Source organism: Dokdonella sp. (assembly GCF_019634815.1).
Taxonomy (GTDB): Bacteria; Pseudomonadota; Gammaproteobacteria; order Xanthomonadales; family Rhodanobacteraceae; genus Dokdonella_A.
In genome coordinates this window covers 86,665-109,092 of sequence record NZ_JAHCAP010000004.1, presented here as the reverse complement: position 1 = coordinate 109,092, position 22,428 = coordinate 86,665, and the positions used below count along the sequence as shown (strand labels likewise).

Genomic DNA, 22,428 nt, shown 5'->3' with positions numbered 1-22,428 from the left:
CCTGTCGCCACTCAATTCAGCGTGGTGCTCGAAGCTTCCTTTTCAATCTTCCAGGCGCCCGCTTCGCGCTTCATCGACACCGTGGTCGTCACGACATTGCCTTCCTCGTCCTTGCCAGTGTATTCGAGCGTCGCGGCATCACCCTTGACGTGCCCCTTGACGTACTTTGGATCGCGCAAGGCCCGACTCTGGATGAAGCCGAACATCATCTTGAAATCGGCATCGCCGCGATGGGCAAGCAATTGCTCTGCGCGCTGTTTGGACATGGTCTTGGCGAGGCCGTCGATATCGCCCTTCTTGAGCATCGCCAGGTGCGAAAGATAGACCTTGCCCTGCTCGCCGCCTCCGGCTGGCAGCGGCGTGCCGAGATTGGGCGCGCCTGGCAAGTCCAGGGCAAAGGCGAGATCGTAGTAACGACCGTTCTGCTTGTCAGACTCGTCGTTGCTGCGGAATGTGCCTTCAATGCGCTTGTCGTCGTTGTGCTTGAGATCAAGCGTGTACCAGCCACTGCCGCTTTGCGAACCGCTGCCCGAAAGGGTTTTCAGGTTTACGTTCTGAACGCTGCCATCCGCTTCGATATTGAGCTCGATCCGCGTGGCCTGGCGCAGCATGTCGTCGATCGCGCTGTCCCGATCAGAGGAATCGTCGAGTGTCGCCGCGTCAATCGGTTGGTCGGCGAATACCACCCGGGTGATCTGCTTGCCGGCCTCGAATGGATCGGCCAGCCGGAATGCATAGGCATTCTTGAGGACGGTTGCCTCGCCTTGCTGATACAAGGTGCCAGAGCCTGATGCGAAAACAGCGCCGCAGCCAAGCAGCAGGGATGCCGGAATCAATCGAACCCACGTTTTCATTTGCGCACTCCTCGACAGTTTCAATCCCGACCAACCGGTCGCCACGCCCGCGCGCGGCAATACAGTTCGCCACGCCGCCGACTTGCAATGGGCAGGTCGACGGCGCGGCAAGCCGCGGGGTGACTCTTCAGGCAGGCGGGTTTCCGTAACGATTGGCGCCCGGCGTTCCGGCGATGAAACCGTTGAACACCAATGCGATCAGTCCGCCGACGACGGGCACCAAGCCGATCAGAATCCACCAGGCCGACTTGTCGACGTCATGCCAGCGCTTGGCGCAGATCGCCAGACTCGGCCACAACAACAGCAGGGACAACAGGGGTACGGCGGCGGCCATTCCGGGACTCGGGGCAGCCCCGGCATCAGCACCGGCCGCCATGGCATTGAACAGCGAGACACCGACGATCGCGAAGACCGCGCCAAAGAGCACCGTCACGGCCAGCACGAAATACCAATAAGGCGCGCGCCCAACCCGACCCTCGAACGAAAACAGCAATTGCGTCAAACTCATGGAATACCCTCCCTCGTTGATGTCAGCTTGCTCCGGCGCCGTTCGCGCCGCGTGAATACCCTGGCTTTTCCATCTTTCAACCTGCTCCCTAGCGGCCTCGCCGATCCCTGCAGGCCCGATCCAGCAGGCTTGCATTCCCTGCGCCCACCTTGTGCGACTCCTTGACCTTCGAATAACGCAAATCGGCGCATTCAGGTGACAGCTGCCTTCCGTTCCGCCCTCGAATACCAGGAACATCAGGAAAAACACCTGCCCGCGGCGGATCGAACAGGTCTCCGTGCGCTCCGAAGGTCCATCGCTCCGGTGGAATCCCCTTCAGTCGCACCCATGCGCGGCGGCTCTCCAGCGCCCGCTTCCTGCACCGAGCCACGGCCGTTCCGTGCAGTTGGAAACGCAATTCACCGACAAATCCGACAGCCGCCCGCCAACGTTCGCAAGATTGAGGATCGTCCGTTCGCGGCCCGGGCCGCCTGCGCGACACCCCCGCACAAGCTGGTTGCCGCCTTGACGGCTTGCCTGGGGCTGGATGCGCAGCGATCCACGCGGCGCGACCGCCATAAACTGCGCGAATGACGCGATGACTGGCTGTTATGATTGTTGGCAGGGATTGGGGAAGGGGTGGCATCGTGGGCACACGCCTGTCATCGATTCAGATCGAATCGTTCATGACGCTTGCGCGCGAACTCAATTTTTCACGCGCGGCGCAACTTCTCAACATTACCCAGCCAGCGCTGACCAAGCGCATCCAGGGGCTGGAGGAAGCGCTCGAGCAGGTCTTGTTCGCGCGTCTGCACGGCGGACTGGAACTCACCGAGCCGGGGCGCATGCTGCAACGCTACGGCGCGACCATCGCGCACCATGAAGCCGAATTGCTCGCCAGTCTGATGGGCGACGGAAGCGAGCGGAGCCTGGCCGGGTTCTTTCGCATCGCTTCGTTCTCTTCGGCACTGCGCTCGGTGATCGTGCCGGCACTGGGCACACTGCTGCGTGCGCATCCGCGCCTGTCTTGCCAAACCTTCAAAACCGAAGCCAATGAATTGCATGACTGGCTCGCGGACGGCAAGGTCGACTTCGTCGTCTCATTGGCAGAATGCGAACGCATGGGCGTGGAAAACCTGCAAATCGGCATCGAGCGCAACGTGCTGATCGAATCAGCACGCTACGACAGCCGCGAGGACTGCTACATCGACCACGAGCCGCGCGACAACTTCACCGAGAGATTCTTTCTCAGTCAAACAGGCGCCACGGTGCCGAAAATGTTGCGTGCCTACTTCGATGACATCTACGGCCTGATCGATGCCGTATCCGAAGGCATCGGCCGCGCCGTGGTACCGGTTCACCTGGTCAAACCCGAGCACAATGTGCGCGCGGTGGCGGGCTATCGTCCATTTGAAGTTCCGGTGATCCTGCAATTCCACAAACAGGCTTACTACACGCGCCTGCAGCATGCAGTCATCGACACGCTGACCCGCGAATGCCCCGCCTTGCTCGCCTACAATCGCATGCAAGGCGACGGTGACGGCGCCATCGCCGACGATGCCCTGGTGGCGGCCAATCGCCGCCGCGTGCGGCCCGTCGACGGGCAATAGCCTGCGGTAATAGACCGATTCCTTGCGGTTATCGGCATAAGCCTTCCCTATCGCCGCATTGCAAGCTTTCATTGGACGTGCCGAAGCCACGTCTCGACACTGCCATTGATCCGGCTCCGCCAGGGCAGCGCGCAGTGACGATTGAAGCTTGCCATCCGACCACCCCTCCGAAGGCGTCTGTCGCAGCTGCAACCGGCTTGCCGCTTCGGCCCCGACGGCATTGCCCGCGCGCCAGCACATGCGAGATCGGCGACTTTGCGCCGTGGTCCGGTTCGCCCGCATCCAGTCACGCTGGATTGGGCTGTTGCATGCCGCCTCGTGCGTGGCGCCCCTCGTTGGGCATGCCTGCGCGGCTGCAAGCATTCGCAGACTGTGCGCGCGGGCGTGATGCACGGCGCGCAATCCACATACCACCCGATGCCACAGCCAGAGGTTTGCCCTCGCCATGAATACTGCCGTGCTGCTGCGGTTCCGCTGCCCGAATGACCCGGCCCCTGCGCACCTGCATCGCATGGTCGGATCCAGCGGCAACGAGGCTCGCGAGAAGGAAGCTGCCAATCAGCTTCCCCTGACACAATGGCTGCGCGAGGCCGGCAGCGGCGACCTTGCCGCCAGCGGGCGTGCATATGCACTCGTGTATTCGCAACTCAGACGCATAGCGGCACGCCAGCTTGGCCGCGATCCGGCGCAGACGCTGACCCCGACCGCGCTCGTCAGCGAAGCCTTTCTCAAGCTTTCCGAAGGCACGCGCGTCGACATCAATGATCGTCGTCATTTTTTCAGTCTGGCGGCCCGCGCGATGCGGCAGACCGTGATCGATCACGCAAGGGAGCGGCTGGCACAGAAGCGCGGCGGCGGCCTCCTGCACGCCCAATTGGATGAGGCTGGCGTTGCCGATCCCGCGCTCGATGCCGAACAGGCGCTGGCCATCGACCAGGCCTTGAATGCCCTTGACGGTCAGGACAGCGAGCTGGCCGAAATGATTTCCTGGCGCGTGTTCGCAGGCTTGAGCACGGCACAGATCGCGCAACTTCGCGGCGTCAGCGAACGCACCGTGCAACGGGAGCTGGGCGTTGCGCGCAACTATCTGCGCCTGGCACTTGGGATCGAATGAGCCTGAACACCGGCCAGCCCCTCTACGATGCCGCGCATTGGCGCCGGCTGCGCGAACTGATTGCCTGCGTGAACGGACGCGAGACGGGCTCAGCGGCCGACATCCTGCGCGAGGCCTCTTTGGCAAACCCGAAACTGGCCGCGGATGCACGCGCCTTGCTGGCCTTGGATGCGGATGAAGAGACCGAGGAATTGGCTGGCGCGATGCCGCGCGCGCTGCCCGACCCGCCAGCAGACCCTCCGACGCAAGTCGGACCCTTCCGGCTGCTGCGCCTCCTGGGCAGAGGCGGCATGGGCGAAGTCCATCTGGCCGAACGCGCCAATGCAGAGTTCACCCAGCGGGTCGCACTGAAATTGCTCGACGGCCATGCGCTGCGCATGCCACGCCTGGTCGGCCGCGAACGCCGCGCACTGGCCGCACTCAGCCATCCCAACATCACCGCATTCATCGATGCCGGAGCCGATGCCCGCTACGCCTGGATGGCAATGGAATACGTCGATGGCTTGTCCTTGCTCGAGCATTGCCGCCAGCAAGGACTGGACCTGCGCGCGCGCGTGCGCCTGTTCGAACAGGTCTGCATGGCGGTCGCGCATGCCCATTCGCAACGGGTCGTGCATCGCGATCTCAAGCCATCCAACGTGCTGGTTGCCTCGGATGGCACGGTCAAGCTGCTGGATTTCGGCATCGCCCTGATTCTCGAACCCGATGCCGATCAGACTTCCGCGACACGCGTGTTCACGCCTGAATACGCGGCACCCGAGCAACTGCGAGGCGAGCCCACGACGACCGCCACCGACATCCACGCGCTCGGACTAATGTTGTTCGAACTTGTCTCCGGCACACGCCTGTCGACATTGGACCGAACAAGCACGAGCGAGGACTGGACCACGGCCGAGCTGGAACGCGCCGCCACCACCACGCCGCATTCGCTGGCCACCCGGCAAGACTTGCGCGGCGATCTCGGTCGCATCATTGCCCATGCGATCTCCCCCGCTCCGGAGCGTCGCTACGCCTCGTCCTTGCACTTGCGTGACGATCTGCGTCGCTGGCTCGAATACCGTCCGCTGGCCATAGCGCGCCCAAGCGCGGCTTATGTCGCCACGCGCTTCGTGGCTCGCAACCTTGTCGCAGTGAGCATTGCCGGATTCGTTGCGCTCGCGCTGATCGGCACCACCGGCTTCGCACTGTGGCAAGCGCGCAATGCCACGCGCATGGCAGCGCGCGCCGAGCACAGCAGGGCGTTCATGGTCGCCCTCCTCAACGACGCCAATCCATTCCAGCCGACGCCGGCCACAAAAGGCAATGTCGATCTGCTCGAGCGCGCTGCAAAACGCATCGACAACGAATTTTTCTCGGCCCCGGAAGAGCAACTCCAGTTGCGCCAGATCGTCGCCAACGCACTGGCGCGCGTGGGCGAGTCGAAGCTCGCCACCCAACTGCAAGAACGCAACCTGGAACAAGCGCGACAGTTGCATGGAGAGCGCTCCAGCGAAGTCGGGGTCGCGCTTGCCAACCTCGCGCAAACCAGGGAGGACAGCGGCGACATCGAAGCTGCGCGCTCGCTCTTCGAACAATCCTGGGGGCTGCTCGAAAATGCTGGCGATGCCTATCGCGACGAACGCATGGCCACCATGACGGGGCTGGCGAAAATGGCCAATCGCCGCAGCGATTTTTCCACGGGCCAGCGGTGGTACGAGCGGGTTCTGCGCGAGCGAATCGCCCACGAAGGCCCCGAGAGCCCGGCAATCGCCATGGACCTGTACGACGTGGGCGCTTGTGCCTTGTATCAGGAACACTACCAGCAGGCGCGCGCGCTGATGCAGCGCGCACACGCGATGCTTGCGCGCACCCTCGGACCCGATCACGCTCGTTTCGCGTATGTCGATCTGGGCCTGGGCCTGGCCCAGAGCAAGACCGGCGACGTCGATGCAGGCAGCAAGACCTTGGCAAACGCGCTGCGCATCGCACGCGCAAATTTCAAGCCGGGAGCGGCGCACATCGGCATCGTGCAATCGGCCTTGGGCCAGGCTCAATGGCTGGCCGGCGACCTTGCCGCGGCGCGCACAAACCTGCAGTCGGCGATCGCAATCCTGCATGCGGCGAAATCGCCGGCTCTTGGCAACGCCGAACTGAATCTCGGGCGCGTGCAATTGCAAGACAAGGATCCGGCAGCGCTGCAAACACTGGCCACGGCACGCGAACAGTTGCAGGCCGACATTTCCCGCGCGGCGGGCAACGCGGGCAATCTGGCGCTCGCGCAGGCGGCACATGGCGCAGCCATGGCGCAGGCAGGCAATGCAGTCGCAGGTGAACACCAAGTGCGCGCCGCTCGCGCGCAATTCCTCACGCTCCACCCGGCCGGCGGCGAAAAACTTGGCTGGATCGATGCCTATCTCGCCGACATCCTTGCGGCGCAAGGCCTGCGCATGCAAGCGCGTGCGCGGCGCGAACTGGCCGTCGTGGGATTTCGGCAGGTGTATGGCGACTCGCCTCTCTTCACGCGCGCGCAAGCCAATGGGCTGGACGCAATGCACTGAAGCGTTCGCACGGCCGTTCAAGGTCCATGCTGATGGCTTGCGCCAAGGTCCCGTCATTGCCTGCCTGCTCCATGCCGGCGCGCCGGCCTCGGCGAGCACTGGATGCGCGCGATCGCGGATACGCCGCCCGCAGCAGCTTCCTCTGCCGTTCCGCCGGCCTTGCGAGCGGACCGACACGCTGCGATCCGGCAGGGCGCAGCGCGGCCTGCAGGCGCAAGCCAGTGCCACTTCCGCATCGCTTTCCGGCAAAATTGACCGATTGTCTCGACGACCGGCGCAATGAACCTGCAGACCAACCACGAACAAATCCCGCTCAAGGACTATGCCGAGCGCGCCTACCTCGACTATTCGATGTATGTCGTGCTCGATCGCGCCCTGCCCTTCGTCGGCGATGGCCTCAAGCCGGTGCAGCGGCGCATCGTCTATTCGATGAGCGAACTGGGGCTGGATGCGAGCGCCAAACCCAAGAAGTCGGCGCGCACGGTCGGTGACGTGATCGGCAAGTTCCATCCGCACGGCGACAGCGCCTGCTACGAGGCGATGGTGCTGATGGCACAGCCGTTCTCCTATCGCTATCCGCTGATCGACGGCCAGGGCAACTTCGGTTCGCAGGATGATCCCAAGTCGTTCGCGGCGATGCGCTACACCGAGTCGCGCCTCACGCCGATGGCTCAGCTCCTGCTCGATGAACTCGTCCAGGGTACGGTTGAGTGGGTGCCCAATTTCGACGGCACACTCAAGGAACCGTCGTGGCTGCCCGCGCGCGTGCCGCACGTGTTGCTCAATGGTTCGACCGGCATTGCGGTCGGCATGGCCACCGACATTCCGCCGCACAATCTGCGTGAGGTGGCCAGTGCCTGCATTCGCCTGCTCGACGAGCCCGAGGTGAGCATCGCCGAGCTTGGCGAGCACGTGAAGGGGCCGGACTTCCCCACCGCCGCCGAAATCATCACCCCGGCCAGTGAACTGGCGGCAATGTACGCGACCGGTATCGGCTCGGTGCGCTGCCGCGCGGTGTGGCGCAAGGAAGACGGCAACGTCGTGGTCACGGCGCTGCCATGGCAGGTGTCGCCCTCGAAGATTCTCGAGCAGATCGCGGCGCAGATGCGCGCCAAGAAGCTGCCGATGCTCGAGGACATCCGCGACGAGTCCGATCACGAGAATCCGATCCGCATCGTGCTGATTCCGCGCACGAGCCGCATCGATCTCGACGAGATGATGCAGCATCTCAACGCCACCACCGACCTGGAAAAGAGTTACCGCGTCAACCTCAACATGATCGGCCTCGACGGCAAACCGCAGGTCAAGAATCTCAAGCAGATCCTCGCCGAGTGGCTGCGCTTTCGCGCCGACACGGTAACGCGCCGCCTGCAGCACCGACTCGAAAGGGTCGAACGCCGCCTGCACCTCCTCGAAGGCCTGCGCGTTGCCTTTCTCAACCTCGACGAAGTCATTCGCATCGTGCGCAGCGAGGACGAGCCCAAGCCGGTGTTGATGGCGCGTTTCGGCCTGAGCGAGATGCAAGCCGACTACATTCTCGAAACGCGCCTGCGCCAGCTCGCGCGACTCGAGGAAATGAAGATCAATGCCGAGCGCGACGAGCTCGAGGAAGAACGCGCGCGCATCAACGTGGTCCTTGGCTCCAAGGCGCGATTGAAGACCCTGCTCAAGGACGAACTGCGCAAGGATGCCGAGAAGTACGGCGATGCGCGCCGCTCGCCATTGGTCGCACGCGCCGCTGCGCAGGCGCTCGACGAAACCGCGCTGGTTGCCAGCGAGCCGATCACCGTGATCCTCTCGGCCAAGGGTTGGGTGCGCGCTGCCAAGGGACACGAAATCGACGCGCGCGAACTGGGTTACCGCGAAGGCGATGGCTATCTGGCCAGCGCACGCGGCCGCACTACCCAGTCAGTCGCCTTCATCGATTCAAGTGGGCGCAGCTACAGCGCGCCCGCACACACCCTGCCCTCGGCGCGCGGAAATGGTGAACCGCTCACCGGACGCTTCAGCTTGCCTGCGGGCGCGCAATTCGAAGCGCTCGCACTCGGCGAGCCCGGCAGCAAACTCGTACTCGCCAACGACTTCGGCTACGGCTTCGTCATGCCGTTCGAGTCCCTGCTCGCCAACAAGAAGGCTGGCAAGCAGGTCATCAGCCTCGACGAGCGTGCGCATGTGGTGGCACCGGCTGCGGTTGCCGACAGCGCGCGCGATCGCATCGTCGTGGTCACCAATGCCGGACACCTGTTGATGTTCTCGGTCGCCGAACTGCCCGAACTCGACAAGGGCGGCAAGGGCAACAAATTGGTCGAAATTCCCAAGTCCAGGCTCGCCGACGGCGAGCGTGTGACCGGTATCGCCGTGGTGGCCGAAGGCAGCGGCGAAGTCACCTTGTTTGCCGGCCAGCGCAAGCTCACGCTGCGCTGGAATGACCTCGTCGAATACGGTGGCCATCGCGCCGCGCGTGGCGCTCTGCTCCCGCGCGGACTGCAGCGCGTGGACCGCATCGAAACCACGGCTTGATGCGTCGGTGTGACGGCGAAGGCACGCCGCTGCAGCTGGACGCGCGGCAGTTGCTGCCGTTGTGTCGCTCAATGTGAAGGCGAAGAACGTTCTTCTGCTTGCCGGCTCCTTCTCCGAAGGGGAGGAGGGTTTGCGCCGGTGCTCCGCGCCACTGTCGGCTGAGGTTCGAAGCGGATCAGGCCAGCGAAGTCATCGCCATCACCGGAGCGGCCGATGCAGGCAATCCGAGCCGGGGTCCGGATGAGGCGCCGGCGCAAATCGAGCCGCCGACTCAGACCCCGCAGACCCCGTCTTCACCGCTCTCGAAGCCACTGCAGAAAATGCCTTCGTCGGGTGTGACGACCAGCGACACCGGCACCGCAATCAGTGGATGCACCGGGTCGTTGCTGGTCACGCACAGCTCCGCGGAGTAGCTGCCAGTCGTCAGGTTTGCGGCGCCCGGCGTGGCGGTGACATTCACATTGGTGTTGGCACCACCGGGCATCGTACCGCTCGCAGGAACAGCCGAGAGCCAGGAAACCACCGGACCCGTGCAGGGCCCGCCGCCACCACCTTCAGTTGCCGTCGCGCGAATCAACCACGTGCCGGTCACCGCGTTGGCGCTGAGATCCTCGATCGTGCCGATCAAGTCGTTGGCGCCCGGATCCAGACTGCCGTCACCTGCGGAATTCGCAGCCATCCAGGATGCATGCGAGATCGAGTCGAGGTCGATCGCGGCCGGAAACAGCATCGGAGTCGAACCATCATCGGCATAGGTACTGAAGAAGCCGACATAGACGTCGCCCGCTGCGGGCACACTGAAATTTGCCGCATAGGTCTCGAAGACATTCAAGCCTGCGATCGACTTGATGTTGTCGGTGCCCAAACGCGCAGCATTGGTCGGATCACCATCGGCATCGGCGTCGTAATAGGCGACGATGTTGATCTGCTTGCCAACCAGGGTGCCGCCGGAATTGCTTGGCCAGAGGATCGAAACCGAATCGATGTTCAGCGCGCCCGCAGCACTGAAGCGATTGAGCCACAAGGCACTGCGCTCGAGATTGGCCTGGCTGTCGCCCCAGCCGATGGTGTCCTCGTAGCTGCCATCGTCGAGGGTGAATGCTATCGAGCCGGCGGGCAGCCACGGTGCCGCATGCTGGGCGACACCCCCCTGATGCCCGCCACGCGAGATCGCGGAGCTGTGTCCGCCTAATGCCGCGATCGGGCTGCGCCGCAAGCCGTTGTAGGTGGTGACGGATGAACTGCTGCCCAGTTTCCGCAACAGGTTCGCCTGCCGTGTCGAAATCGACCAGGTCAGCGCATCGCTGCCCACCGCGTTGGCGATGTTCAACTCCGCAGTTGCGCTGCCAAGCATCGAAGCCGACATGGCCAAGCCACTCGGTGTCACCGTAATCGACGGCGGCTGCGATCCGCTCGGCGCAGCGGAAGCAAGCGCGGGTCCATGCGTTCCGCCCGTGATTGATGAGGCAAACGCATAAGCTGGACAGGTTGCGGCAATGACCATGCCGGCGAGCGAGAGTCCGAATACTGCCTGCGACTGATGCTTCATGCGGAAATTCTCCTGAAGAAGGGTTCGGCTGGGTGCCGCATGCACGAACCAGCCGATGTCCAAGGAGGGCAAAGGCACATTCCCGACAAGGGCGAATCGAATCCTTGCACGCATTGCCGCAGGATTCCATGCCGCGACACGCAACCTTGATTCAAGGCAAGCCTCTCCCTGTGGACCTGTCCACGAGCCTGTCAGGGGCCGGATTCCCCTTCGCGCAGGCTCGCCCAATCAGGCGCACCAAAGAAAAGGGGCCTCCCGAAGGAGGCCCCGAGGCAACACCGGCTTGTGCCTGTGCCTGTGTTGATTACGGCGTTCCAGCGGCGCAATCGAGCGTGACATCGTCGATGCTGTAGTTCGACGAGCCGGTGCCCCCACTGGTGTACTCGAACAACACGGTGTGCGAGTTGCCATCTGCGTAGCTGCTCAGGTCCACCGAGCGCAGGCTGTAGTCCGCCTCGGCCGTACCCGGTTCCGGATAAGCCTGAACGGCGGTGCCGTCGACCTTCACGGACATGCTGGTCGAGCCATCACCGATGGAACCGATACGCAGGTAGAAGTTGAGGAACCGCGGGCTGCCACTGGGGACCGTCACCGCCTGCGACACGGTCGAAGTTTCCGCACTCGTGCCTGCGCCACCCAGCCAAGCCCACACAGTGCCCGTGCGGGGCGCGGCAGTACCGCCACCCGTCCCGCACCCAGCTTCATCGCACAAGGCCGTCCCGAAGTTCGTCGAGGTCGACGCCCACGGCGTGCCCGCGGCCAAGCTCGCTTCGAAGCTCGTGTCCGCCAGCAATTGCGCCGGCGTGCAGGCAGCAACGACCGGATCGAAGCCGTCACAGAAGACCTCGTCGGCGCCGCCATCACAGAACGCGGGCGGCGGCGCAGTGACCGTGAGGGACACCGGCACCGAGATCAGCGACTGCAGCGGATCATTGGTGGTCACGCACAACTCGGCCGAGTAGTTGCCGGGGGCGAGACTGCCAGCCGCCGGGTTGGCGGTGACATTGACGGTGCTGTTTGCACCACCAACGACTGTCCCACTGGCGGGCGTGGCGGTCAGCCAAGACACCACCGGACCCGTGCACGGACCGGCTCCGCCGCCCACGGTCGCCGTGGCGCGGATCAGCCAGGTACCGGTGAGTGAGCCGCTGCTCAGATCGTCGATCGTGCCGACGATATCGTTGGCACCAAGGTTCAGATTGCCATCGCCAGTCGAAGCTGCGGCGATCCACGAGGCACTGGTGACCGAATCGGTATCGATCGCCGCCGGGAACAGCATCGGCGTGGTGCCGCCATTGGCGTAGGTGTTGAAGAAGCCGATGTAGACATCACCCGAACCCGGCACGCTGAAGTTCGTCGCGTAGGTCTCGTAGGCATCGAGCGACACGATCGTTTGCGGATTGTCGGTACCCAGACGCACCGCATTGCTCGGATCACCATCGGCATCGGCGTCGTAGTAGGCGACGATGTTGACCGACTTGCCGATCAGGGTGCCGCTGGTATTGGTCGGCCACAGGATCGATACCGAGTCGACGTTGAGCGCACCGGTGGCACCGAAGCGGTTGAGCCAAACCGCGCTGTTCTCGACATCCGCCACGCTGTCGCCCCAACCGATGTTGTTCTCGTAGCTGCCGTCATCGAGGATGAAGGCGAGCGACCCGGTCGGCATCCACGGAGTGGACCGGTTGGTGACGCCACCATGACGACCGCCCTGGGCAATCGCGCGGTTCGGGCTCGAATGCGCCGCCAGCCAATCGATCTTGGGCTGGATGTTGGCATTGTCGGGCATCGACTTGCGCTGCAACGTCTTCTTGGTGGTGTCACCACCGATGCTGCTGACATGCGGCTGCAGGCTGGCCTGTTGGGCAGCAATCGACCAGGTCAGCGAGGCGCTGCCGGCCGCATTGGCGATGTTCATCGGCACGGTGGCATTGCCGTTGGCAGGTGCCGACATGAACAGCCCGCTCGGAGTGACGGTCGCAGCCGGCGGGTTGAGCACCGTTATGCCCGTGACCGTGATCGGCAGACCATCGCCATCGAAGGTGGTGTCAATGATCGAAGCCGGGAAGCCGTTCGGCGCCGTGGTCGAGACCTGGATGAAGCCGTAGCAGACGCCACCCGGAACCGGATAGGTCAAGCCACGGGCATCGCAGTCGAACTTGATGCCGAGCGCGGCGATGGTGCCACCGAGCCATTCGGGAGTCGGAACATGGTTGCTGCCCGCAAACGTGAGCGCCGGGCCGATCAGATCCCCGTTGTGGAAGGCAATCGCTTGGCCGCTGCCATCGACCGCGATCTGCGCGTTGTGAGTGGACACACCCCAGAACCGCAGTGCACCGCTGGACGCCCAGAAGTTGTAATCCCAGTCACCGCTGATCGGACCGGCATCGTCGAAAGCACTCGTCATCATGTTGATCGAGGTGCCTCCCGTGGTCGCCTGGATTGCGTGGTTGAGATTGGCGGCATGGATGATGCCGTTGCTGGCGCCGTCGGGGATGATCAACACAGACACCGTGCAGTCTCCGGTGATCGGGCCGGTGGTGTAGACGCCGGAGCCCGTGTCGAAGCTGCCGCCGCAACCGGTGACGCTGAAGATGTGGTTGCCGGTATTGGCTGCCACGTTGAACGTGGTGGTCTGGCCATTCAGGACCGTGGCCGAGGTCGGCGAGATCGTACCGTCTCCAGTCACCGCGGTACTCACCGTATGGGCGGCGAGCACGGTCATGCTGACCGGCACGGCGACCATCGGATTGCCCGCATCGTTGCTCGACACGCACAAATTGCCGCCGTAGGTGCCCGCGCTCATGCCGGTCGAGTCGAAGGTCACCGTGACCGGCGAGCTGCCGCCACCCGCGGTGGAACCCGAGGTTGCGCTCAGCGACAGCCAGGGCATGTCGGCCGTGGTCGAACACGCGGGAACGGCCGAGGTCCCATCAACGATGAACGGGTAATCCTGGGCAACTGCCGAACCGCTGTCCGTCAGCGGACCCCATGCACTATTCGCAAACTGCATCGCGTTGGCGCCCGGCTTGCCGGCGGCACCGGCGATCGTGACCGCCGGTCCCCACGGACCCGAAGCCAGCGAGCCGCCGACCTGCCAGTCGAGCCAGTAGGTTCCTGCAGGCAGCGTGGTACCCACGGTCATCACGACCGCCATGATCGGACGCTGACTGTTGGTCAGGGTCGTCGAGGTCACGCGATAGATGTTGGTGAAGGCGCTGCTCGCCAAACGGTTGGTGGCCGTGTCACCAAACACCACGTTGCTGCTGGGCTGACCCGGCGGGCCATCCCAGATCTGCAGGTTGGCGGCATTGATCGTCGAGGTCGTGGTCGATCCGGTCTGGTAGACGAAAACCGTAACCGTGTTGATGTTCCAGCCACTGGAAGGCACGGTGAAATCGTCGGCCGCGCGGAAGCCGGCGGCTACCGAGATGTTCGCGCCATAGTCGGTGTTCGTCAATTGCAATGCGCTGGCATCGGCGCCACCCGCACCGGCGCCTGCATTGGTGACCAGCGGGCCGTTGTCATGCAGCATGGCCAGCGGCGCAACCCAGAGCGGACCCGTGCCCGCATTGGCCTGGGCTGGAACGTTCGCGGCCGGAGCGCCTACTTTTTCGCTCGCAGGCTGCGCCACGTGCGGGTAGTACGGCATCGCCGGCAACGGACGCAGGTTTTGCTCGTTGATCGACCAAGTGAGCGTACCGCCACCGGTGTTGCCGATCGTCAGCGTCTGCGCGGTGTTCGCGTCGGCACCTTGCGAGGCGCTCAGGCTGGCCGGCGTGACACTGATCGTCGCTGGTGTCGCCACGTCGAAATTGGCGGTGACCGTGCAATCGGCCGTGATCGCGCCGGTGGTGTAGACGCCGCTGCCGGTATCGAACGAGCCACCACAACCGCTCACGCTGTTGATGGTGTAACCCATGTTCGCCGCCACGTTGAACGTGGTTGTCGCGCCATTGATGACCGTGGCCGAAATCGGCGTGAAGGAGCCGCCCGCAACCGGAACCGCTGCGGTGCTCACGGTGTGGGTAACCGGGGCCACGACGCCGAATTCATCGGCGCCGATGTCCGGCGTGGTCGCATTGCGCACGCCGCCATCGATATCGGTGGTGACGGCCGCGATCGGCGTAGCGGCGCCAATGGCGGGCGAGCCTGTGCTGATGTGCAGGTCGGTGGCCGAAACAAACAGCGGATCGCCCGAAATCGAAGCGGCATCCTGACCCGTCGCCGTCTGCCAGTCGCCGAGCGTAGTCTGGGCCGCACCGAGATAGCCCAAGCTTCCGGTCCCGGGGTAGTAATCGTTGTGGTCGATCGTCGCGAAGATCGTGTTGGCCGAACTACTGTAGATCGCGTAGCGGGTGCCGGTGGTCTGCGTGTTGGCAAAGATGTTGTTGCGCAGATCGATCGACGCTGCAGGCAACCCGGCTGCGAAGTTGATAGCCGCCGGCACGCCACCATTGGCTTGGTCGGTGGCCAGCAATACGCTGTTGAAGACGATCTGATAACCGCCGCCACTGTTGACCATGATGCCGTAGCCATTGTCCGTTGCCGTGGTGCCGGAGGCGTAGCCATAGGAAGCCACATCAGAGACGAAGTTGTTTGCCACAACAAGGCCGGATGCTGCCGAGGAAGCAGCAAGGAAGATTCCGTTGCTGCCCCAACCCGTGGTGCTGGTTTGCTTGATGTCACTGATGCGGTTGTCTTCGATCAGGCCACCGCCAATGGCCAAGGCCACCTGGATGCCAGTCATCGTCGAAGTTGAGGTGGTGGAGGACACCACACCCTGCACCGTGTTGCCGCTGATCGTGAAGTTCGCTGCGTTGCCGATCAGCATGCCGCGGTAGCTGAGCTTGTCGGCGGCAACCGTCGAACCCATGGTATTGCCCGTCACCAGCCAGTTCTGGTCGAAGGTACCGGCCGTTGCGCCACCGCGCAGGTACATCGCGTTCTGCACCTTGGTGATGACATTGTTGCGGACCGTGTTGTCGGAGTTGGCCGCTTCGGCATCGCCGCCCAGCACCGTACCGCTTGCGAGGATGCCGCCAACCGTGGCGCCGGCGCCGCTGATGAGGCAGTTTTCGATCGTGTTGTCCGTCGCGCCATTGCCGACGCCCGCGCTGCGCAGCCAGAACACCGTGCCTGCGGTCGATGTATTGGTGACCGTGAGACTGCGGTCCGTGCCGCCGCTGGCCGAACCGTCGACCGTCACGCGATCGGCGCCGTTGAGCGTGATCAAGGCCGACGCGGAGCTGCCGGAAATCACGCGTGGTGCACCCACCGGCATGATTGTCACCGTGAAATTGCTGCCGGCCGGCTGTTCGCCAAGTTGGTTCAACATGACGGCGCCCGTTTCAGCGGTCAGATCTCCTGCGATCTCGATCACCACGTTGCCCGACAGGATGTTGTTGTTGAGCGCCTCGAACATGCCGCCCGCGTTGGTCAGCGAGGCGTAAGCACCTGGCACCTGGTAGGTGCCGGACATCAGGCTGGAAATCATGTAGCTGGCCGGCGTGCCGCCGATCGGGAAGGCACTTGCGTCGAGATTGACGCTCGCCGGGGTTGCAGCAAAGCTGCCTGGGAAGATGCCGACCAGCGGCGTGGCAGCGAGATCCTGCGCGACGACGAAATATTGCACCTGATCGCCAGTACTGACACCGGTGCCACCGTTGAGCAGGGAGTAATCAATGGTGAAATCAAACGCCGGACCGTTGGCCGTGCCCTCGGCATACTTCCAGCCGTCGGTGCCGCTGGTGTTGTCGTTCCAGGCATTGGCGTCGCTGGCGCGCTTGAAGTAGACACGCGGCGCGGTGCCTGCGGTCGAGTTCACGCCATCGGCATCAACGATGGACACGCCAGCGAGCGTGCGGTTGGCGGTGCTGGTGGTATTTGCCAGTGGCATGAAACTGACGACCGGCGGGAAATTCGGCGGCGTCCAGGTCCAGGTCAGGCCGGGATCGGGCAGGTTGGCCTGGTTCAGAGTGCGTGTTGCCGCATTCGTGCCGCCAGCAGTCGAGGCCTGCCAGGCGCCGGTGCCGGTGCGGTTGTTGAAATCCGCATTCGATGCGCCACGAAGGCCGACCTGCGGCGTGCGACTGTTCGCATTCTTGGTGAAGGCACCATAGGCCACCTCGATCACGTTGCTCGTTTCGTGCAGACGGATCTGGTAGTTGTACGAGTCGCCCGTGGCGTTCCAGTTGCGGAAATTGTTCCACTGCACGACGAGCACGCGATTGGGCGCGGTACCCAGGGTATCGAAACTCAGGTCGCTGCTGGCCGCGTTGGTCTGCTGGTCCATGCCCATCGCGACGATCACGTTGTTGGTCACGCCCGTGCTGAGCGGTGCATACGAACTCGTGACCGCCGCGCCCATCGCGAGAAAGCCGTTGCAGTTCACGCTGAACTGCGTGTAGTCCGTGCCGTTGTAGTTGAACGTGAACGGGATCGCGTTGGCGTTGTAGTTGTTGTCGTCGCAGCTGGTGGCGAGCACCGTGCCACCGCTGATCGGGGTGTAGGTGCCGACAGACTGCGCGAAAGTGTAGGCGTTGGCAGCCGTTGGACCCGCCGGCAGGCTCTTGACGGAAATTTCCCCGCGGCTGTCAAAAGCCAATGGATCGGAAACAACTCTGTCTTTGCGCTCCCCTGCATGGGATGCCAAGGCTGGCAACAATGCCGCCAATACGGCACTCGCGGCCGTGAAACCCATCGTTCTGATCAGACGTTTCATGCGGTGTACCCCCACGAAGTGAAGACCGGGTGCTTCCCGGTCACGCAAAAAAGCGCACGCCGGATCACCGACGAACGCGAGTTCGAAACAAGGCTTGCCCCAGTTGCGACATGCAATGTCGCTGAATTCCATCCTTCCACGCGCATCCCCCAGTGAATGCATGCGAAAACCACCGCCCACCTTGCGCGGATAGGATCCTGCGCAGGGTCTGGCCGAGACCACGGAACGTCCCGACTATAGCGTCGTCTTGGCGAACAACACAACCTTGCCTGAACGACTGAATGCGATGGGGGGAACAGGAAATCCCAAGCCCGAAAGGAATGCTGCAACGCAATCAAAGTCGAATCCCGAAGGTGCAGCATCGGACCTGCGGGTTTGCGCGAGTAGCCATCCGAGTGCGCGCAATTCGCATGTTCAATCTGCTGCGCTGCCGCGAATCGGCCAGAACGAGTGCCAAGAAAGTGACGGCCCCGTTGCGGGGCCGTGCGTGCTGCGTCCCTGGCAGGGAGTGATCACGGGATAGTGATCGGATTGCCTGCCTTGTTCCAGGCGTAGTCGAGGATCGTCGCCGGAAAGCCTGCGGGCGCGGTCGTCGACAGGTGCACGTAGCCGTAACAGATGCCCGTTACCGGCGGGTCGGGAATCGATGCGCAATTGAAGCGGAACCCCAAATACCCGTTGGCCCCTGCTGCCCATGCAGGCGGTCCCGGGTTGTTCGTCGTCGACCAAACCGAAGCCGGGCCCACCACGGCGCCCGAACCCAGCACGAGGAAGTCCGAGGTGGCCGCGCCGGAAGACACGCCTGCGATGTCCGGCGCACCGCCGAGCCAATAGAACGTCAGTTGCAGGGTGTTGAAGTACGGGTTGAAGTGCGTGTTTGGCACTTCGGCATCCTGGATGTCCCCGGTGATCCAGTTCACCGAGGTGCCTTCGAGCGTGTTGGCGATGGCATGGTTGAGCGGACCGCTGACAACGATTTCGCCTTCGGGCGCGGCAACGCAACTGCCGTCATCCCCCGTTTCAAAGCCGCTGCAGAAGATCGCGTCGGGCAGACTCACCGTGAGCGTGACCGGTACCGGCACCAGCGCATGACTCGCGTCGTTGGTCACTACGCACAGATTCGCCTCGTAGGTGCCGACAGCCAAACCGGTCGCGTCGGCCGTGACCACCACGCTGCCCGTACTGCCGGCGATGACCGTGCCCGACGCCGGAGTCGTGCTCAACCAGGCCACACTGCCCGGATTGTCGCAGCTGGTGCCGGTTCCCAGTTGCACCACCATCGTCAGGTGGAAATCGGGGAAACCGTCGCCGACGCTGGCTGCATCGGTGGGCGTGTCGATGTCACAGGCGTTCGAAGACAGGAAGGTCGGATGCGTTTGCGCAGTGGCGTTGGCGCCGGGATAAAAGTCGCTGCCTTCGCCGCCATCGGTGTGCCACTCGACCACCAAGTCATTGGCCAACGTGTCGCTGATGTTGCCCGTCACCGGCACCGTGATCGAAGTCAGCGAACCCGCTGCCGTGAACGATTGGCTGCCGATCAGCGTCAACTGCGTGGTATCGATCGTGTCCACCGCAACCGCATGCGGAATCGTGTACAGATTGATGGTCGAAGGCAGGCCGCCCGGGAATTCGGTCGAGCCGGTTGAAATCGTCACGCTTTGCACCTGGGTTGCGCCGCCCACGTTCGCGTGTTCATCGAAGTAGAAGCGCCGCCACCAGCTGTTGTCGCGGATCGCGCTGCCGTCGTTCGCATTGCAGGCAACGCCTTCATCACCCGGCGAATTGTCCGCCATCTGCGAAATTTCGTTGGCGGCAATCACCACTGGAGCGCCGAAACGGTTTTGCCCCAAGCTGCGGCCACTGCGCCAGCTTGGCGCTGCGGCAGCCGTCGTGGGCATTGCCTTCGCCGAGCGCGTGTTCTTGTAGCTCGGTGGATTCGAATCGAATGCCGGCGCTTCGTCGATGAGATAGGTCAGCAGGCCGCCACCGATGTTGGCGATCAAAAGCTCGTCGGTGTCCGTATCGCCCTGTTCGAGCACAAAGGTGAACGCGGCCGGGGTGATCTGCGCGACCGGTGGCGGCACGTTGACGGTGAGCGTTGCACTGGCGTCTTCGGGGCTGTTGCCCTGGTCGGTCTGCAGTCCCCCCGCGGCAATCAGGTTGAGGTAACTGCCAGCCGCCGCAGCGCTCACGGTTGCGCTGATCGAGCAACTGCCGCCCGCGGGCACCACGATGCCGGCAGGCAAGGTGATTGTGCCGGCCTGGACCACCGGGCCTTGCGCGCTGATGATGAGGCCGCACGTGGTGCTCGCCGAACTCACTACCAGGCCTGCCGGAAAACTGTCGACCAGGGGCGCAGTCAGCGTCGCATTGCTCGAGGTCGGGTTGTCGAGCGTGATGATTGCGGTGCTGGTCTGGTTCTCGTACACGCTGGCCGGCTCGAACGCCTTGCTCAGATACGGCGTCGGCGGCATTACCATCAGGCTGTAATCCTCGCCTTGACCGTAACCGGCCGCATTGCAGGGGTCGGCCTGCGCGCTGAACTTCTTGAGTACGCGCAAGCGCGTGGTGCCCGGCAACGCGCCCGCAGGCACTGCAATGGCTGCCGAGACCTGCTTGCCGTCGGTGCCGGTGGAGTAGTTGAGCGTACCGATGCTGTACTTCTCGCTGACCGGATCGAACGCGCCATCCCGGTTCCAGTCGGCATAGGCAACCACGGGGGTGGCGAAATTACCCGCGGTATTGCCCTCGACGGTCATCGGCAGGCTGCGTCCTGCCATCACGGTGCCGGTGATCGCCGTGAAGTCCTCGAGTGCCGGCGAGCCATTGACGGTGGCATCGCTGTCGTTGTCGATTCCCGCATACCGCACGCGGGTGATTGGCTCGACGTCTTCCGGAAAGGTCACCGGGCAGTACGGCTCGGGGAAGGTATAGCCGACCTTGAGCGTGGCACTGGCGGCGAATGGATTGCTGCCCTGGTCGGTCTGCAAGGCGCCGGCCGCGATGGTGTTGGCATAGCTGCCCTCGATCGCCGAGCTGACATCGACCTTGATCACGCAAGTCGCACCCGCCGCAATCACCGCTCCACTGCCAAGCGTGACCGACCCGTCACCCGCGTTCGCGGTCAGCGTTGCGCTGGCGCAGGTCGTGGATGCATTGGGTACTGCCGCCACCACCAGATTCGCCGGAAAGGTGTCGACGAAATCCGCCGACAGCGTTGCGTCCACGCTGTTGTCGGTGTTCTTGAGCGTGATGGTCAGGCTACTGGGGACATTCGCCGGCACCTGGACCGGGACGAATGCCTTGGAAACCTTGGGTTCGATGCCGGGCGCGGCAACGTTCAAGGTGTAGTCTTCGGCTTGGCCGTAGCCGGCAGTGTTGCAAGCGGAGGCCTCACTGAAGAATTTCTTGATCACGCGCATGCGCGTGCTGCCGGTCATCGCGTCGACCGGGATCGCAATCGGGACGCTGACCTGCTGGCCGTCGGTGCCGGTCGAGTTGACCAGGTCACCGATCGTGTAATGTTCGCCGACCGAATCGAAGCTGCCATCCTGGTTCCAGTCGATGTAGGCCGCAATCGGCGTGGTGAAATTGCCGGCGGTATTGCCTTCGACCTGAATCGTGACGACATCGCCCGGCACGACATTGCCAACGATCGCGGTGAAATTCTCGAGTGCGGGTGAACCGCCAACCGTCGCGTCGCTGGTGTTGTCGATGTCGCCGAACACGACATGGGTGATCGGCTCGACGGCCGACGGGAATGTCACCGGGCAATACGGCTCGGGGAAGGTGAAACCGACCTTGAGCGTCGCGTTCGCCGCACCGGCGTTGCTGCCATGTTGGGTCTGCAGTGCGCCGGCGGCGATGGTGTTTGCATAGCTGCCGTCAGCGGCCGCAACGACATCGACGCTGACCGTGCAATGGCCGCTTGCGGGAATCGAAGCGCCACTGGCAAGGCTGACAGTGTCCGCTCCGGCCGCGGCGGTGAGCACGCCGCCTGCACAGGTGGTCGATGCGTTGGGCGTGGGCGCAACCACGAGCCCGGCGGGGAAGCTGTCGATGAGCGCGGTGCCAAGCACGGCGGGCGTCGGCTGACTCACGTTGTTGAGCTTGATCGTCAGCGTGCTGGGCACGTTGGCAAGCACCTGGGCCGGCGCGAAACTCTTGCTGATCGAAGGTGCTCCCGGGCCGGCAACAGGCATCACCGCGCGGATGAACAGCGCGCGATAGTCGGGATTGGAATTCTGCGTTGGCTCCCACGGGTCGGCATTGGCACGCATGTAGCCGCCCGCCAATGGCGTCGCCGCACTTTCGTCGGCGGCGACGAAGATGCCGGCAGGCTCGACCTCGGCATCCCACTCGAGCGCGATGTAAACGCTGCCATCGGCAATGGTGAGGAGCAGGTCCGAAACATCGAACTCCTCGAATGTCGGCGTGACCGGCACGCCGGCGACACTCTGCGGATGGACAACAACCGCCTTGCTGCCGAGCACGGCTCCGGGCGTGCCGCCGGCGCCATCGTCGTCGTAGACCACGATGTTGACATTGGCCGTGGTGGCCGCGGTGTTGGTGATGAAGGCGGCGCAAATCGTATCGAGCGTGGCCGGATAAGTCGCCGGCGTGAACTTGTCCGCCATGCGACCGACACCCGCCGAAGCATTCCAGCCATAAGCATTCTCGGCCTCGCCATCATCGTGGATCACGATGCCGGGCGTGCCGGTGCCACAATTTCCGCCCTGCAGCGCGACCACCGGGAATGGCTGCAGCACGCGGCCCGCCGCGTGCTGCAATCGGACATGGGTTGTCTGCGCGACATCGGCTACTGCCAGCCGTGCCTTGCGCGCCAATTCGTCCTTGTTGCCCCGGGCATGCGCGACGCCGGCGCTGACGAGCAACAACACAATTGCCGGTATCCACTTTTTCATTGCCTTCAACTCCCAGGTCATCGTTCAGTGAGGCGCCGGTGCCCGCGATCTCCTGCACGCCCGATCCCCGCGATCCGGACCCCGCCGTGCGCATGCACTCGAAGCAGA

Annotated in this window: 9 protein-coding genes; 4 read left to right on the top strand and 5 right to left on the bottom strand. The window is 63.7% G+C overall.

Annotated features, from left to right (window positions below; translation table 11 throughout):
• Window positions 1-11: 11 nt before the first annotated feature.
• Both KF759_RS03630 and KF759_RS03625 read right to left on the bottom strand, forming a co-directional pair.
• Window positions 12-854: a hypothetical protein gene (locus KF759_RS03630; RefSeq protein WP_291223036.1), complete on the bottom strand. Its 843-nt coding sequence runs from the start codon at window positions 852-854 to the stop codon at window positions 12-14.
• A 127-nt stretch (window positions 855-981) separates the two neighbouring features.
• Window positions 982-1,599, bottom strand: coding sequence for a DUF805 domain-containing protein (locus KF759_RS03625; protein ID WP_291223035.1), 618 nt, complete (start codon window positions 1,597-1,599; stop codon window positions 982-984).
• A 389-nt stretch (window positions 1,600-1,988) separates the two neighbouring features.
• Between KF759_RS03625 and KF759_RS03620 the strand changes: the two genes are divergently transcribed.
• The 4 genes from KF759_RS03620 to parC all read left to right on the top strand — a co-directional run bounded on the left by KF759_RS03620 (window position 1,989) and on the right by parC (window position 9,122).
• Complete coding sequence (locus tag KF759_RS03620; RefSeq protein WP_291223034.1) at window positions 1,989-2,951, top strand: LysR family transcriptional regulator; 963 nt, start codon at window positions 1,989-1,991, stop codon at window positions 2,949-2,951.
• A 445-nt stretch (window positions 2,952-3,396) separates the two neighbouring features.
• Window positions 3,397-4,065, top strand: coding sequence for an ECF-type sigma factor (locus tag KF759_RS03615; protein ID WP_291223033.1), 669 nt, complete (start codon window positions 3,397-3,399; stop codon window positions 4,063-4,065).
• Complete coding sequence (locus tag KF759_RS03610; RefSeq protein WP_291223032.1) at window positions 4,062-6,602, top strand: serine/threonine-protein kinase; 2,541 nt, start codon at window positions 4,062-4,064, stop codon at window positions 6,600-6,602. Before KF759_RS03615 ends, KF759_RS03610 begins: the two co-directional genes overlap by 4 nt.
• A 279-nt stretch (window positions 6,603-6,881) precedes the next feature.
• Window positions 6,882-9,122 (top strand): DNA topoisomerase IV subunit A, encoded by a 2,241-nt coding sequence (gene parC / locus KF759_RS03605; protein WP_291223031.1) that lies wholly within the window; start codon window positions 6,882-6,884, stop codon window positions 9,120-9,122.
• 271 nt (window positions 9,123-9,393) lie between these two features.
• On the opposite strand, the gene KF759_RS03600 is transcribed toward parC, so the two are convergent.
• The 3 genes from KF759_RS03600 to KF759_RS03590 all read right to left on the bottom strand — a co-directional run bounded on the left by KF759_RS03600 (window position 9,394) and on the right by KF759_RS03590 (window position 22,320).
• Complete coding sequence (locus KF759_RS03600) at window positions 9,394-10,671, bottom strand: hypothetical protein (protein WP_291223030.1); 1,278 nt, start codon at window positions 10,669-10,671, stop codon at window positions 9,394-9,396.
• Between the two features lie 304 nt (window positions 10,672-10,975).
• Window positions 10,976-17,278 (bottom strand): hypothetical protein, encoded by a 6,303-nt coding sequence (locus KF759_RS03595; protein ID WP_291223029.1) that lies wholly within the window; start codon window positions 17,276-17,278, stop codon window positions 10,976-10,978.
• Window positions 17,279-17,907: 629 nt separating this feature from the next.
• On the bottom strand, window positions 17,908-22,320 hold the full coding sequence (locus tag KF759_RS03590) for a GEVED domain-containing protein (protein WP_291223028.1): 4,413 nt from the start codon (window positions 22,318-22,320) through the stop codon (window positions 17,908-17,910).
• Window positions 22,321-22,428: the final 108 nt, after the last annotated feature.